This is a genomic window from Arsukibacterium sp. UBA5043 (assembly GCA_002415085.1).
Taxonomy (GTDB): Bacteria; Pseudomonadota; Gammaproteobacteria; order Enterobacterales; family Alteromonadaceae; genus Alishewanella.
The window spans coordinates 50,534-64,654 of record DIBV01000007.1 but is presented as its reverse complement, the minus strand read 5'-3'; the positions used below and the strand labels follow the sequence as shown (position 1 = coordinate 64,654).

The window sequence follows — 14,121 nt, the reverse complement described above, 5'->3', positions numbered from 1 at the left end:
GGCATTACCACAAAATAGTAATAAATGACTTTTAATGATAGAAATAACGCTATGTGATGATTTAACTGCTCTGGATGCGGCTGCCTGGGATCGGTTGTTTGATACTGATATGCCATTTTGCCAACACGCTTTTCTTGCTGGATTAGAGCAGGGAGGCAGTGTTGGCGAGGGCAGTGGTTGGCTGCCACAGCATGTGTTGCTATTTCGGAACGACACGCTGGTAGCGGCGATGCCGATGTATTTAAAGCTGCACTCATACGGCGAATACCTGTTTGATTGGGCGATTGCTGATGCATACCAACATTATAACGTGGCGTACTACCCCAAATTACTCTGTGCAGTGCCTTTTACTCCGGCTGAAGGGCCAAGATTAGGAATTGCTGCGACGGAACAGCCCGACCAGATATTTGCTTTGTTATTTAACGCCATTGCCCAGCACCAACAACAACTGGCCTGCAGTAATTTTCAATGTTTGTATCCAGACCTACCTTTGCAACACTTGATGCGTGAAAGTGATATGTTGGAGCGTTTCGATGTACAGTTTCAGTGGCACAATAACAACTATAAAACTTTTTCTGATTTTTTAACGGCATTACCCTCGCGTAAACGCAAACAAATCAGTAAAGAACGCCGTCAGGTTGCCGCACAACATATCGTCATCCAACATCATGCCGGCACAGAACTGGATGCTGAGTTCTGGCGAAAGTTCAGTCAGTTCTATCAGGCAACCTATCAGAAGAGATCTGGCCACAACGGTTATTTAACTCCGGAAACTTTGCAATTGTGGGGCCAGAAAATGGCAACAAGCATCGTGGTGTTCGCCGCCTATCTTAACGAAAAACTGGTTGCTGCTTCACTGTGCTTTAAATCCAGTGATTGTTTGTATGGCCGTTACTGGGGCTGCCTGGCAGAGTTTGATAAACTGCATTTTGAATGTTGTTATTATGCCGGAATCGACTATTGCATTGCCAATAACCTAGCCAGGTTCGATGCTGGGGCGCAGGGCGAGCATAAGCTTAAACGAGGTTTTGTTCCCGTTGTCCGTCATGGCTTCTATCACTTCAACCCCAGCCCGTTAAACAACGCCATTGCTGACTATTTTCAGCGCGAACAGCAGGCATTGCTGCAGCACTATCACCTCGTGAAATAATCCGATTTTTTTCTAATATTGATAGAGTCTCTGAAGCAGAAGTTGAAGTTCATAGCAAAGCAATACTGATTGCCGTTATTGCAGCGGCAAAATCAGACGGACATATCGATGACAGAGAACGGGAGATTATTGATGCGGAGGCGGCACAGATGACAAACATCTGAGCTGGGAGAAAAATTTATCACACCATTTACTGAGCTTATCGGTAGCCGGCCACGTATCTTCTGCTATTGAGTATCAACCGTAAGGGTAGTGATGGTTAATAAGACGTCAGAGGTACCTGGCAATAGGATCAGGCGGATAGGTGGTCTGGCTTCGCTTGCCGGGCGCGTCGCCGGAGGTATGTTAGCAGAAGGGGCCCGGCAATTAGCCCAAGGGAACAGACCCAGCGGCAAAGCGATGCTGCTTACCCCGGCAAATATTAAGCGGGTTGCTGACCAACTGGCCCACATGCGCGGTGCCGCGATGAAAATGGGCCAGCTACTGTCGATGGATAGCGGCGATTTATTGCCAGCCGAACTTACCGATTTACTGGCACGCTTACGTGCCAATGCCAACCCGATGCCGGCTAAACAGTTATCGCAAGTGCTGAGGCAGAACCTGGGAGAGCAGTGGCAGCAGCATTTTGCAGACTTTACGTTTAAACCTATTGCAGCAGCGTCAATTGGCCAGGTGCATCAGGCCTATCATGATAATGGCGACAAACTGGCGGTGAAAATTCAGTATCCCGGAGTAAGAGCCAGTATTGACAGTGATGTTGATAATGTTGCGACTTTATTAAGGTTAAGCGGCTTGATCCCGCCAGAAATGGATTATCATGGCCTGTTAGCTGAAGCTAAAATCCAACTGAAAAACGAGGCAGATTATTTAAAAGAGGCGACGTTTTTGCAACGGTATCGGCATTATTTTGCTGATGATGACACTTACCTATTACCTAAGGTGTACCAGGATCTTACCAGCGCTAATATCCTGATAATGTCTTATGTTGAGGGTGATACCATTGAAAGTTTACTGAATACACCGCAAGCGGAACGGGACAGAGTGCTCCGGCTGATGTTTAAACTATTTTTCAGAGAGTTATTTGAATTTAAACTGGTACAAACAGACCCGAATTTCGCAAATTACCTGTATAACGCAGATAGCCAGCAGCTGGTACTACTAGACTTTGGCGCCTGTCGCGACTATTCCGATACCATAAGCAATGGCTATCGGGCATTGTTCAGTGCCGCTTGTAGCAATAACCAGCCGGCAATGGCTAGTGCGTTAAGCACGATTGGTTTTTTCAGTCAGGCTATCTTACCTGAACAGAAAACAGCAGTATTGAATTTAGTTGAGCTGGCGTGCGAACCTTTGCGCCAGAATGCCGCCTTTGATTTTGGCCAGAGTGATTTAGCCAGACGTTTACGGGACGCAGGTACGGCCCTTAGTACGCAGCAAAACTACTGGCACAGTCCGCCGGCTGATGCTTTATTTTTACACCGTAAAATCGCTGGCTTATATTTACTGGCGGCCCGACTGAGGGCCAGGGTTAATATCTGGCAATTACTTGAGCCTTATTTAACTCACTCAAATACCAGACAGGTGGCAACTCCCCATGAGTAACAGAGTAAAAACGACCTTAGCATTGATAACCAGCAGCTTATTTTATGCTACAGCAGACGCTGAGCCAGCAACGGATCTGCCATTGTGGGAAGCGGGTTTGCTTGGCCTGAGCATTGAGCAGTTGGCCTATCCTGGCGCAAATGAACAAGTGCAGCGTAATTTTATTCTGCCTTATCTGATTTACCGGGGCGACTTGTTAAGGGCAGATCGTGATAATGTCGGATTGCGGGCGTACAAAAGCGAAAAGCTGGAAGTTGATGTCGGCTTCGCTGCCGCTCTGGGCGCTTCTGATGGCGATATAGACGAGCGGGCAGGAATGCCTGAACTCGGCACACTGGTTGAGGCAGGTCCGCGTCTGCGTTGGACCATTAGTGATAATATCTGGGGAAGCAGGCTTCGTCTGGATATGCCGGTGCGGGCAGCATTCGATGTTGAGGATGGCATGCGTTACACTGGGGTAAGTTTTGAACCATCACTGTTTGCTGATGTTACAACTAGCCGCGGTTTAAGCTACACCTTCGGCACAAGTGCGTTATTTGGCAGTGAAAAGCTAACCGACAGGTTCTATCAGGTTGCCGAGCAATTTGCTACCAATGAACGACCTGAGTTTGATGCTAAACCAGGTTTAATTGCCTTAAGGTTTTCGGCTGCTATCAGCAAAAAATTCTCATCGAAATGGCGCGGTTTTAGTTTTGCCAGGTATGAGACAGTAACTCGTGCTAAAAATCAGCATAGCCCGTTAGTGGTGCAAAATGGTGGCTGGTCGGCAGGGATCGGCGTAACTTATATCTGGGCCAGATCGGCCCAGACAGTAAGTGGTTGGTAGCATTAACTACCGGCGGTTATCGCGCTAAAATCAGCACTACCGTGGCGCTCGGGTAACTGCAAACCGCTCCCCCAGTTACGATTGACAATTCTGCCTCGTTGCACAGCTGGCCGACTGTTAAGTTGTTTTGCCCAGCGCTGCAGGTTAGGGTAGTCTTGTACTTGTAAAAACGCTGCAGCATCATAAAGATCGCCTAACACCAGAGCTCCGTACCACGGCCATATAGCCATATCGGCAATACTGTATTCTTCGCCTGCGATATATTCGTGTTCAGCCAATTGTTTCTCTAAAACATCCAGCTGGCGTTTTGTTTCCATGGTGTAACGGTTAATAGGATACTCAAGCTTCTCAGGAGCATATGCATAAAAATGGCCAAAACCGCCACCTAAAAACGGTGCGCTGCCCATTTGCCAGAACAGCCAGTTTAGGGTTTCAGTACGTTGGGCAGGCTCCTTGGGGATAAAGGTATTAAATTTCTCTGCAAGGTAGAGCAATATTGAGCCTGATTCAAATACTCGGCTTCCCGTGCTCTTATCAAGCAGTGCCGGAATTTTTGAGTTAGGGTTTAACTCAACAAAGCCACTGCCAAACTGGTCGCCGTCTTTAATGCTGATAAGCCAGGCGTCATATTCTGCATCTCTAACGCCCGCTTCCAGTAATTCTTCCAATAAAATTGTTACTTTCACTCCATTTGGGGTTGCCATGGAATACAACTGCAAAGGATGTTTGCCTTGCTCTAACTTTTTGTCATGAGTGGCGCCAGAAACAGCGCGATTAATACTGGCAAACTGGCCGCCACTTTCTTGGTCGGCACGCCATACTTTTGGTGGGGTATAGTTATTACTCATTATTCTCTCCTGATTAAATGGTTACGCCAGCAAACAAAGGTATTTTAAAGATATTGGCTTAGCCTGCCGCAAATACAAGGCGAAGCCCCAACCTGATCAGAGAATTTAGTACTAAGTCAGATTAAATTTGAATATGAGTAACGCATCGACGGTAATACACTGCTTAGTAAATAATTATCTGACCGTGTTATCGTTAACGTTATGATTAAAATACTAATAACAATATTAATCGGAGCGGTTCTGCTGCTCAGCGGCTGCGCTCAGAAGCTGCCTGATGACGAGCAAAGCAATAGCGCTTCAGCTGAATTGCCCAGCCTGCACATAATCAATAATGTCAGCTATAGCAGCCTGGCAGCATTATCTTATACCGACAGCAGTATCAGGCTGACCTACGGTACTGAACCACTGCAGTATGGGCAGTTGTATCTGCCGCAAACAGCAACAATGCCGGTAAAGGCGCCCCTTGTGGTGTTTATTCATGGTGGCTGCTGGTTAAATGCCTATGATATAAGTCATAGCAGAGCCTTTAGTCAGGCACTTGCGGCAGAAGGCTTTGCAGTTTGGTCTTTGGAATACCGCCGTACCGGCGATAGTGGGGGCGGTTGGCCAGGCAGTTTTACCGATGTACTAGCAGGGATAAGTAGTGTTCCCTCTTTATTATCCGGCTATCCAATTGATAGCAATAATATTGTACTAGCGGGCCATTCTGCAGGCGGACAGCTGGCGTTATTAGCGGCAGGCAAAAGTTATCATCAGCCAGTATTGTCTGGTTTACCTGCAATAAAAGGGGTAGTTGGTCTGGCAGCGATTACTGATATGCCTGGTTATAGTGTTGGTAATAATAGTTGCCAACAAGCCACCCACCAATTTCTACAAGGCAGCGCTGAACAACAACCCGAATACTATCTGCAAGCAAACCCACAGCAGCAGGCAATGCACCCCAAAACCATGTTATTGCACGGTACAACTGATAGTATCGTGCCGCTTGCTCAGGCCAGTGGCAGCGGAATGCCGTTCCAGCTGGTAGCAGACGCCGGGCATTTTGATTGGATCCATCCTCAAACGCTGGCGTATAAAAAATTTATTGCAACGTTGCAGGAGTTATTTGCACAGTGACGAACCCAAGCCCGGCCCAGATTAACCTAAAATATTTGCAGCAACTTGACCAGCAAGACCCATTGGCAAAAAAGAGAGATGAATTTATTTTGCCTGAAAACACCGTTTATCTCGATGGTAATTCACTGGGCGCTATGCCAAAAGTGGCAGCTGAAAGATCTCAGCATGTTTTATCACAGCAGTGGTCGCAAGATCTCATTAAAAGCTGGAATAGCCATGGCTGGATCGATCTTCCTGCCAAAGTAGGCGAAAAAATTGCACAGTTAACCGGGGCTGCAGCCGGTCAGGTAATTTGTTGTGACTCAACGTCAGTCAATTTATTTAAAGTACTTAGTAGCGCTATGCTGCTTCAACAAGCGAACAATGCTGAACGTACAGTCGTATTGTCGCAGGCGGGTAATTTCCCAACCGACTTATATATGGTCGAAGGCCTGGCCAGTTTGCTGGGTAAGCAAAACTGTAGCTTAAAATTGATTGATGATAGCGACAACGACTTAGCTCTGGAGCAGGCGATAGCTGATCCTGAGTTAGCTGCCATGACTGCCGTACTGATGCTGACCCAGGTAGATTTTCGCAGCGGCCGGCTTTTAAATATGCACAGGCTAACCGCGTTGGCACAAGCCAAAGGTATTATAGTGATATGGGATTTAGCTCACAGTGCCGGAGCGCTACCCATTGCGCTTGATGCCTGCAACGTAGATTTTGCTGTTGGCTGTGGTTATAAATATTTCAACGGTGGCCCTGGCGCACCAGCGTTTATCTATGCAGCACAGCGCCATCATCACAAACTGCTCCAACCGTTAACTGGTTGGATGGGCCATAAATCGCCATTTACCTTTGATAAGCATTACCAGAAAGCGCAGGGCATTGAGCAATTTCTCACTGGCACCCCGGCAATCATATCGATGAGCGCACTAGACGCAGCACTGGATGTTTTCAATGATGTTGACATGACATTACTACGCCAGAAATCATTACAGCTCAGTAACTGTTTTCACCAGTTAGTTCAGCAACATGAGTGTCTGCAGAGCTTGCAGCTGCTAACGCCCGCCAACGAAGCGGAGCGGGGCAGCCAACTGGCCTATCAGCACGAGGATGCTTATGCATTGTGCCAGGCATTGATAAAACAGGGCGTAATAGCAGATTTTCGGGCACCCAATATTTTACGGCTGGGTTTTACCCCACTTTATCTGCGCTTTATTGATATGTGGACCTCGGTTGAGGTATTGGCAGATATCGTGCGAAGTAAGGAATATATAAAAGCAGAGTACAAGTTAAAACATAAAGTAACCTAAGCCTCTGTTACCTGAAAATTTTTAGCGAAGCATAGTAAGCGATTATTGGCTGGCATAGCGCAATCCTGCTGCAAGACAAAGCCCTGCTGCTGCGCCAGCTGCCGCACATTTTCTATGTCGCGGATACCCATTAGCGGATCGCGGCTTTTCAAGCTCTGGTCAAATGCCTTATTGCTGGTGCTGCTAAATTGACGGTTATAATTAAACGGACCGTAAATACACAAGGTGGCATTATCAGACGTAAGTTCGTTTAACCGGCTGAAGAAATGTTCAACCACCGGCCATGGCATAATGTGTAGGGTGTTGGCCGTGAATAGTCCATTGGCAGCCTTTGCTGGTGCAGAATCGGTGCAAATATCTAACTGTAACGGTTCAGGTAAATTTGGTAACGCGGCACGGCGAATACGTTCAGCAAGGGCCGCCAGATAAACCGGCTGATCAGTGGCCTGCCAGCGTAAATGTGGCAAGTTGCGGGCAAAGTGAACCGCATGCTGGCCGGTACCACTGCCAATTTCCAGCACAGTGCTGCAGCGGGTAAAGGCTTTTTGTAGCACATTTAAAATAGGTGATTTGTTGTTTTCACATGCTTGAGAAAACGGCAAATCCGGATAATTTGCTTCAGTGGTCATTTCAGAACTCTAACACGATACCTATATCAGGCAGTGAGCTTATTTTGATTTAACAGTAAGTTCAATAGCATCAAAAACGAGCTGCGCCCAGATTTTACAACCTGATTCAGAGGGATGAAAGCCATCAGCAGCAAGCATATCTGCCGTTAATGCCAGATTATGGTTTACCAGCTGCGCTTTTGACCAGTTTTTTAACTCTGCCACCAAAGCTTGATTAAGCATGTTGGCTTTCAATCCTAACCAGTAATTAAGGGGCGAGGGCAGCGCTATAAAGCGCTCCATCGGTGGAATAGCGCTGAATAACACATAAGGATTTGTAAAATCAGTGGCCAGTCTGTTTAGTAAGGCTCTGATCTGCTGTTGGAATTCGACCTTACTATGACGTGCAATCACGTCATTAACGCCAATCGACACCACCACCAAATCTAACTGATACACCGCATTATTATGCGCATACAGCTGATGCAATAACTTGTTTAAGCCCGAGCAATCGAGACCAGACTTGGCAGCAAGCTGCCAATTCACCTGATACCGCCTTGCCAGCAATTTAACCAATTGGCCTGAGAAAGCCTGTTGTTGCTGCGTAATACCAACACCTGCGGCAGCAGAATCACCACAGATAAGTAACCGAAGCGGTTCGCCACTGCCTTGCATACCACTGCGCCGTCCGGCACCTTCAGGTAAGCGCAAAGCACGTTGTTGTGCGTGCTTACCTTGCCATAACAGCAACGGCCAGCAGACTAACGTAACTAGAAACAGTCGTATCGACATAGCTTAAGATTCAGCCTGGTAAAGGCGGTCATGTTACTACAGATTAGGCGAGACTATTACCCGTTATATCAGCAGAAGCGACTGATTCAGAAGTTAATAGCAAGTCCGGTGCTGAACAGGGATACGTCGCTATCAAACTGGTAGCCAACGTAAATATCTAGCATTGGCGTGACACGGTAACGTCCATTTATATCAGCAACGGTGCTACTTTCGGAGTCAGAACCGTCGTTATAACGCACTGCTGCCGATAATTCCAGGTTGTGTACTATGCGATAACGAAAACCAGTAGCAGCCTGAAAACCACTAAGAGTATCTTTTTCAAAGCCAACAACCGCGCTTTCTGAGCGGACATAACCTGCTTCAAAAAACGAATCTATATTATCAGCAACAGTTTGGCGTACGCCCAGGCCAGCTTTTAATTCAGATGCTTCCAACTCCATGCCAAGAATATCATCCATTAAATCAAGATCACCGGATACATCATTATAGGCAGCGTGCAGGTATAAATTGTCAGACAATAAATAGCTGGCACTAACTTGATAGCCATCAAGTTCAACATTGTTATTGCCAATATTTTTAATTGTCGTTTTGGCATAACCTGCCGCGACATAATTCCAGCTAATGTCTGAGCCTGCAGCCTGAACAGAAAATGCAGAGCAGCAAACCGCAGTGAACAGCAACCCAGCGTTAAATAATTTCATAAAACCTCTGTATGGATTAACGGAAAATTCGCACAGGATAGTAACAGCTTTACTATAAGTATGTGAATACATGAGACAAGGTGGTAAACATTTTTTTTCATCACTATTACCATGCATTCAATTTAACATAATATACATTAGCGGCTATTTTGTTCCAGGGTTTGAAAGTGCGATTAAACTGCTTATTTCTGTTTTTTAACCCAAACAATGGCTCTGGTTTTGTCAGTTTACAATCTAAAGCCACATTCTATGCGTAACTTCAGTTATACCGTAACAACCGATTACCGGTTTAAGACACCGGAATTAATTATGCGAGCTTATTTATGTTATGCCTTTCTTGCCTTATCAGGTGTCGGTTCAATGAATGCTGAGTCAGAACCGCCAAACCGGGCAGCAACTAAGCCTGGTGGTGAAAAAATTCAAGGCATTATTACTCTGGAGTTTTATAATCCTGAACATTTTAATACAGTCGAGCTTGTCCACGATACCGTTATGGGCGGACGCTCATCGGGCTTTGTTAAAGCGGTATCTGAACCCGCTGGCCTGCGGTTTTTTGGCAGGTTGTCACTGGCAAACAATGGTGGTTTTGCATCCGCACAATTTAGGCTTGCACAGAAATTACCTGTCGAACCTTATCGCAGCATGACATTAAATCTGGCCGCAGATGGCAGACAATATCAGTTACGATTAAAAACCCCACTTATTGCGCAGGGAGTAGCTTATGTAGCTGATTTTAATAGCACCATAGAACAGGAAAGCTATTATTTTCAAGCTGGCGATTTTAGTGGCCGCTATCGTGGCCGCCCGGTTAATAACATGCCAGCACTTAATTTCTCTGACGTAAGCCACATTAGTATAATGCTGGCTGACAAAACCACTGGTGCCTTTAGTATCGTGTTGTACTCAATCAGTTTATCAACCGCGCCATTACTCTAGTTGAAAGGCGTGACAAATCAGGGTTGTAACGCTTTAATACCTACCTGAGTAATAATTCCATTTTCATCCAGTTCCCGCACAGTAAGCACGAGTTGATCTAACCTAACCTGGTCGCCAATAACCACCCGGCGGTGAAATCGCTCTATTATATAAGAAGACAGACTTTGCTGTTTGTTCTGGTCGTCCATATTAATGGTGTAAAAAGCGTCTAAATCTGCCAGACTTACTTCGCCATTTAAGACAAAATCGCCAAAGAAGTTGCTGTTAGTCAGTCCTGAAGTGTCTGCTTCACTTGCTAATACTTCACTAATTTTTCTTACGTCTTTCAGCTTGGCCAATACCATCACCGTATCGCGGCTGTTGAATACAGGTTCTTTTACAGGTAGCTGCCATTCGCCATCACGAATTATTCCTAAAAACTGTACCTCAACACTGAATTTCAGATCCTGCCAACATACTCCACGAATAGGTGACTGATCTTCAACAGCAAAAGCTAAAACCTCCATCACATCTTTACTGGGAATTGCATCTAACGGCATAGCTTGATCCGGTTCAAGTTCGCCAGGAACCTCCAGTTTCAACCAACGGGCCACCGGCACCAGTGTCCAGCCTTGCAGCACTAATGAGACAATGACGACCACAAAGGCAACATCGAAATACAGATGCTCATTGGGCGCGCCAGCCAGCCAGGGAAACAGTGCAAGAATAATAGGTACTGCACCGCGTAAACCAACCCAACTTATAAAAACCTGATCTTTAATTGGAAAACGAAACGGAATTAAACTTATTAATACAGCCAAAGGTCTGGCAATAAAAATCAGAATACCCGCCAGTATTAGTGCATCTACCAAATGTTCTTTTAAATTTGTTGGTACAACTAACAACCCCAGCATCAAAAACATGCTGATCTGGCTTATCCAGGCCAGGCCGTCGTGCATTCTGAGAATATGAATGATTTGTGGCAATCTGGCGTTGCCGACCAGATAGCCCATCAGGTAAACAGCTAGAAAGCCGCTGCCACCAAAACTATTGGTAATTGCGTAGATAAAAATACTACTGGCGACGGCAAGTAACGGAAAAAATGCGAAACTTAATGGCAGCTTGCGGCATAAAAATACAAATACCCGCCCTGCTCCGTAGCCCATGGCGCCGCCAACTACAGCTTGCTGTAGAAAAGACAATAAGACGATCCAATCAAGCTTTGCGCCTTGGGCCAACACACTTACCAGAGTTAGGGTTAGCATTACTGCCATTGGGTCATTACTGCCCGACTCTATTTCCAACGTTGATGCTACCCGTTGTTTTATTCTCAGTCGCTGTGACTGAAATATTGAAAACACCGCCGCAGCATCGGTAGAGCTTAATATTGCCCCTAACAACAGGCCTTCAACCACCGAAAGGTTAAGTAAATAGGCGGCTGATAAGCCCACTACCCCGCAGGTAATGACCACACCAACGGTAGCCAGCATTGATGCCGGTGCTAACGCGACCCTGAAACGCTCCGGATGGGTGCGCATACCACCATCAAACAAAATAATAACCAGAGCGATCGAGCCTATCAGAAATGCCGTTTGCGGGTCATCAAACTGGATGCCGACAATGCCATCTTCACCGGCTAACATACCCACAATAAGAAATATTAATAGCATAGGCGCACCAAGGCGCGCCGATATCAGCGTGGCAATAATACTGACGAAAAATAATAACCCGCCAATTAAAATGGTGAGGTTTATCGTGTCCAAAAAAACCTCCTGTTCTTTTTAAATACTACGTTCTGGCGTTAATAATTTCGTTTACTACGGCTTGTAATGCCACCAGCGGCGACGCGGCCTGAGTTATTGGCCGGCCAATTACCAGGAAATCAACGCCGGCTTTAACCGCTGCAGCCGGTGTCATTATGCGCTTCTGGTCATCCGCATTACTGCTGGCAGGACGAATACCAGGCGTTACTAACTGAAAATTTTTGCCAAATTGCTGTTTTAATGCAACCGCTTCCTGCGCCGAGCACACGACACCATCTAAACCACTGGCTGCTGCCAACGCTGCCAGCTTCTGTACCTGTTGTGCCGGACTTAGCATAATGCCCATTTCAGTTAAATCGCTTTGCTCCATACTGGTTAATACCGTCACCGCAATAAGTCTGGGCTTATTAATGCCGTAGCGCTGTATTGCCTCACGCGCCGCAGTCATCATTTTACTGCCGCCACTGGCATGAACATTAACCATCCACACGCCCAGATCAGCTGCTGCTTGGACCGCTTTTGCCACGGTGTTAGGAATATCATGAAACTTCAGATCGAGAAAAACGTCAAAATGACGACGCTGCAATTCTGTAACAAACGCCGGACCAAAATGAGTAAACATTTCTTTGCCAACTTTTAAGCGGCACAAGGTGGGATCGAGTTTCGCCACTAAATTAAGGGCTTCAGTCTGGTTGGCATAATCAAGTGCTACCACGACAGGCGTGTTACAAGACATCTGTGTTCCTTCTACACTGGTAATATTAACGGCCGTCAATACCGGTAATCGGCTCTACTGTCTCCCATTGCTGACAAGATGGACATAGCCAGTATTGCTGACGGGTCTTAAAACCGCAATTGCGGCAACTGTATAAAACTTTGTTTGCCAGGTATGCCTGAACCAATTCTTCTACTGACAGCAACGCTTCTGCTGCTGCAGTTGATTGATGCTGACGGACCTGCAACAGTTTTTGAAATAACCGGATACTGGGTTGCTGCTGTAATTTGTCCAGTAAAAACTGTTCAGCAGCCTTGGCTGAACCGTGTTCTGCCAGCCAATCAGCCAGTAAGCCACTCGCCGTAACATTGTGTTGTTTATTGGCTAACTGGCTAAGCAACTGATACCACTGATCACCCGAAAATTCGCACTGCTGTAGCAGCGGGAGTATTTCAGCACTCCATTGGGGTTTTTGTTTAATGATACTTAACAAGGGTTCTTTTGCCAGATCGCCCTGCTCTGCATCTAAATAAAACTTTGCCAGAGCAAAACGAGGTCGGATTGCAAGCGGGTTAGTTTGTATAAGCTGCTGTAAGCGTGGCACATCAGGTTTGTTGAGCATCGCTTCAATGACCATATTAGCCATAGCGATTTTTAAAGAACGAGATTCGCTATTATTAACTTCGGTTTCAAATATCCGCGTCTTGTGCCAATCATGGCTGGCGGTAAAAATACTAAATAATTGCTTTAAAGCGGGCTCTCGCCAACGGCTACTGTTTACTAATGGCGTTGCCAGACTTTCCGCACGATCGTATAGTCCGGCAGAAAAATAATCTTTTGCCAACTCGTACTGAATTTGCTGCGCTTGAGGTTTTGCTAATTTTAACTGATGTAACTTTTCATGAATTCGAATGGCCTTGTCCCAATCTCCCTTGCGCCGAAACAGGTTTGCCAGCGCGAGATAGGTTTCAATGGTAGCCGCTTCAATATCAAGCAATTCTAATAACTGCTCAATAGCCTTATCTTCCTGATCAGTCAGTAAAAAGTTAAGGCCGGAGGAGAGATTTCGGGTAACGCTGGCGCGGTCTTTTAGCTCAGTATGTTTAACGCTATTTCTACCCATAAACCAGCCATAAGCTGCCGCAACAGGAAGTAACAAAAATAGCAATTCCAACATAAAGTCAGGTTTTCTCAGGAGTAGATTTAAGCCAGTTTTTGGTGCGTCGGGCCATACTTAACCAAGCCGCAATTATCAAGCCTAAAATCACGCCGGTAACTAAAAAAATAATAGCAATATCTACAACTCGTAGTTGTAGTTTGATAATAAGAAAATGTACATCGGTAACTTGCTGGTTAATAGCACCAAAGACGAAACCTATCACCAGAAAAGCAATAATAAGTATCAGATACAGTAATCTGCTCAAAAGACACTCCGTGTACTGCAATAGCCCCGATTAAGGATCAGGTATTATCTTTTACCCGGTCGCGTAACTCTTTTCCTGGCTTAAAGTGCGGGACGTATTTACCGTCTAACTCTACTTTATCACCGGTTTTAGGATTGCGACCAGTGCGGGGAGCACGATAATGCAGGGAAAAGCTGCCAAAACCGCGAATTTCGATACGGTCATTCGCTGACAGTGACTGGGCCATCTGTTCCAGAATTTCTTTAACAGATGCTTCGACATCCTTGACTTGAATATGCGGGAAATCGGTTGCTAATTTTTCAATCAATTCAGACTTGGTCATAGACCCTCCTGCAAAACCCAAATGGTAAAGCAAGGGGCAGATGC

The 14,121-nt window shown here is 45.9% G+C and carries 16 protein-coding genes; 7 read left to right on the top strand and 9 right to left on the bottom strand.

Features of this window, described 5'->3' with window-relative positions; translation table 11 throughout:
* The first annotated feature begins 34 nt into the window (after positions 1-34).
* The 4 genes from B2Q61_RS09325 (at position 35) to B2Q61_RS09310 (ending at position 3,578) form a co-directional block, all read left to right on the top strand.
* Positions 35-1,150 carry a GNAT family N-acetyltransferase gene (locus tag B2Q61_RS09325; protein ID WP_290615509.1) on the top strand — a complete coding sequence of 372 codons (1,116 nt, stop codon included), beginning with the start codon at positions 35-37 and terminating at the stop codon, positions 1,148-1,150.
* Entirely contained in the window at positions 1,120-1,314 is a 195-nt protein-coding gene (locus tag B2Q61_RS09320; protein ID WP_349678780.1) for a DUF533 domain-containing protein, read from the top strand. Before B2Q61_RS09325 ends, B2Q61_RS09320 begins: the two co-directional genes overlap by 31 nt.
* A gap of 91 nt (positions 1,315-1,405) precedes the next feature.
* Positions 1,406-2,752: an ABC1 kinase family protein gene (locus B2Q61_RS09315; RefSeq protein WP_290615508.1), complete on the top strand. Its 1,347-nt coding sequence runs from the start codon at positions 1,406-1,408 to the stop codon at positions 2,750-2,752.
* The gene (locus tag B2Q61_RS09310; RefSeq protein ID WP_290615507.1) at positions 2,745-3,578 is read left to right on the top strand and encodes a MipA/OmpV family protein; all 834 of its coding nucleotides are present in this window, start codon (positions 2,745-2,747) and stop codon (positions 3,576-3,578) included. Before B2Q61_RS09315 ends, B2Q61_RS09310 begins: the two co-directional genes overlap by 8 nt.
* Positions 3,579-3,580: 2 nt before the next feature.
* On the opposite strand, the gene yghU is transcribed toward B2Q61_RS09310, so the two are convergent.
* Positions 3,581-4,426, bottom strand: a complete 846-nt coding sequence (gene yghU, locus B2Q61_RS09305; RefSeq protein WP_290615506.1) for a glutathione-dependent disulfide-bond oxidoreductase — start codon at positions 4,424-4,426, stop codon at positions 3,581-3,583.
* 201 nt (positions 4,427-4,627) lie between these two features.
* Between yghU and B2Q61_RS09300 the strand changes: the two genes are divergently transcribed.
* Both B2Q61_RS09300 and kynU read left to right on the top strand, forming a co-directional pair.
* The gene (locus tag B2Q61_RS09300; RefSeq protein WP_290615505.1) at positions 4,628-5,542 is read left to right on the top strand and encodes an alpha/beta hydrolase family protein; all 915 of its coding nucleotides are present in this window, start codon (positions 4,628-4,630) and stop codon (positions 5,540-5,542) included.
* Positions 5,539-6,837, top strand: coding sequence for a kynureninase (gene kynU, locus B2Q61_RS09295; protein WP_290615504.1), 1,299 nt, complete (start codon positions 5,539-5,541; stop codon positions 6,835-6,837). Before B2Q61_RS09300 ends, kynU begins: the two co-directional genes overlap by 4 nt.
* Here the strand turns inward: kynU and B2Q61_RS09290 are convergent.
* The 3 genes from B2Q61_RS09290 to B2Q61_RS09280 all read right to left on the bottom strand — a co-directional run bounded on the left by B2Q61_RS09290 (position 6,834) and on the right by B2Q61_RS09280 (position 9,055).
* Positions 6,834-7,466, bottom strand: coding sequence for a DUF938 domain-containing protein (locus B2Q61_RS09290; RefSeq protein ID WP_290615503.1), 633 nt, complete (start codon positions 7,464-7,466; stop codon positions 6,834-6,836). The two genes, kynU and B2Q61_RS09290, sit on opposite strands and share 4 nt — an antisense overlap.
* 39 nt (positions 7,467-7,505) lie before the next feature.
* Positions 7,506-8,237, bottom strand: a complete 732-nt coding sequence (locus B2Q61_RS09285; protein ID WP_290615502.1) for an SGNH/GDSL hydrolase family protein — start codon at positions 8,235-8,237, stop codon at positions 7,506-7,508.
* Positions 8,238-8,323: 86 nt separating this feature from the next.
* Positions 8,324-9,055, bottom strand: coding sequence for an outer membrane beta-barrel protein (locus B2Q61_RS09280; RefSeq protein ID WP_290615501.1), 732 nt, complete (start codon positions 9,053-9,055; stop codon positions 8,324-8,326).
* 132 nt (positions 9,056-9,187) lie between these two features.
* On the opposite strand from B2Q61_RS09280, the gene B2Q61_RS09275 reads away from it, so the two are divergent.
* Positions 9,188-9,874, top strand: coding sequence for a CIA30 family protein (locus B2Q61_RS09275; protein WP_290615500.1), 687 nt, complete (start codon positions 9,188-9,190; stop codon positions 9,872-9,874).
* Positions 9,875-9,891: 17 nt separating this feature from the next.
* On the opposite strand, the gene B2Q61_RS09270 is transcribed toward B2Q61_RS09275, so the two are convergent.
* Genes B2Q61_RS09270 through ihfB form a run of 5 tightly spaced genes read right to left on the bottom strand, consistent with a single transcriptional unit; the run spans position 9,892 to position 14,077 of the window.
* Entirely contained in the window at positions 9,892-11,616 is a 1,725-nt protein-coding gene (locus B2Q61_RS09270; protein ID WP_290615499.1) for a potassium/proton antiporter, read from the bottom strand.
* A gap of 25 nt (positions 11,617-11,641) precedes the next feature.
* Positions 11,642-12,352 (bottom strand): orotidine-5'-phosphate decarboxylase, encoded by a 711-nt coding sequence (gene pyrF, locus B2Q61_RS09265; RefSeq protein ID WP_290615498.1) that lies wholly within the window; start codon positions 12,350-12,352, stop codon positions 11,642-11,644.
* Positions 12,353-12,377: 25 nt separating this feature from the next.
* Positions 12,378-13,454 (bottom strand): N-acetylglucosaminyl transferase, encoded by a 1,077-nt coding sequence (locus tag B2Q61_RS09260; protein ID WP_290615497.1) that lies wholly within the window; start codon positions 13,452-13,454, stop codon positions 12,378-12,380.
* 58 nt (positions 13,455-13,512) lie between these two features.
* Positions 13,513-13,755 carry a DUF1049 domain-containing protein gene (locus B2Q61_RS09255; protein WP_290615496.1) on the bottom strand — a complete coding sequence of 81 codons (243 nt, stop codon included), beginning with the start codon at positions 13,753-13,755 and terminating at the stop codon, positions 13,513-13,515.
* A gap of 37 nt (positions 13,756-13,792) precedes the next feature.
* Positions 13,793-14,077 (bottom strand): integration host factor subunit beta, encoded by a 285-nt coding sequence (gene ihfB / locus B2Q61_RS09250; RefSeq protein WP_290615495.1) that lies wholly within the window; start codon positions 14,075-14,077, stop codon positions 13,793-13,795.
* Between the last annotated feature and the right edge of the window lie 44 nt (positions 14,078-14,121).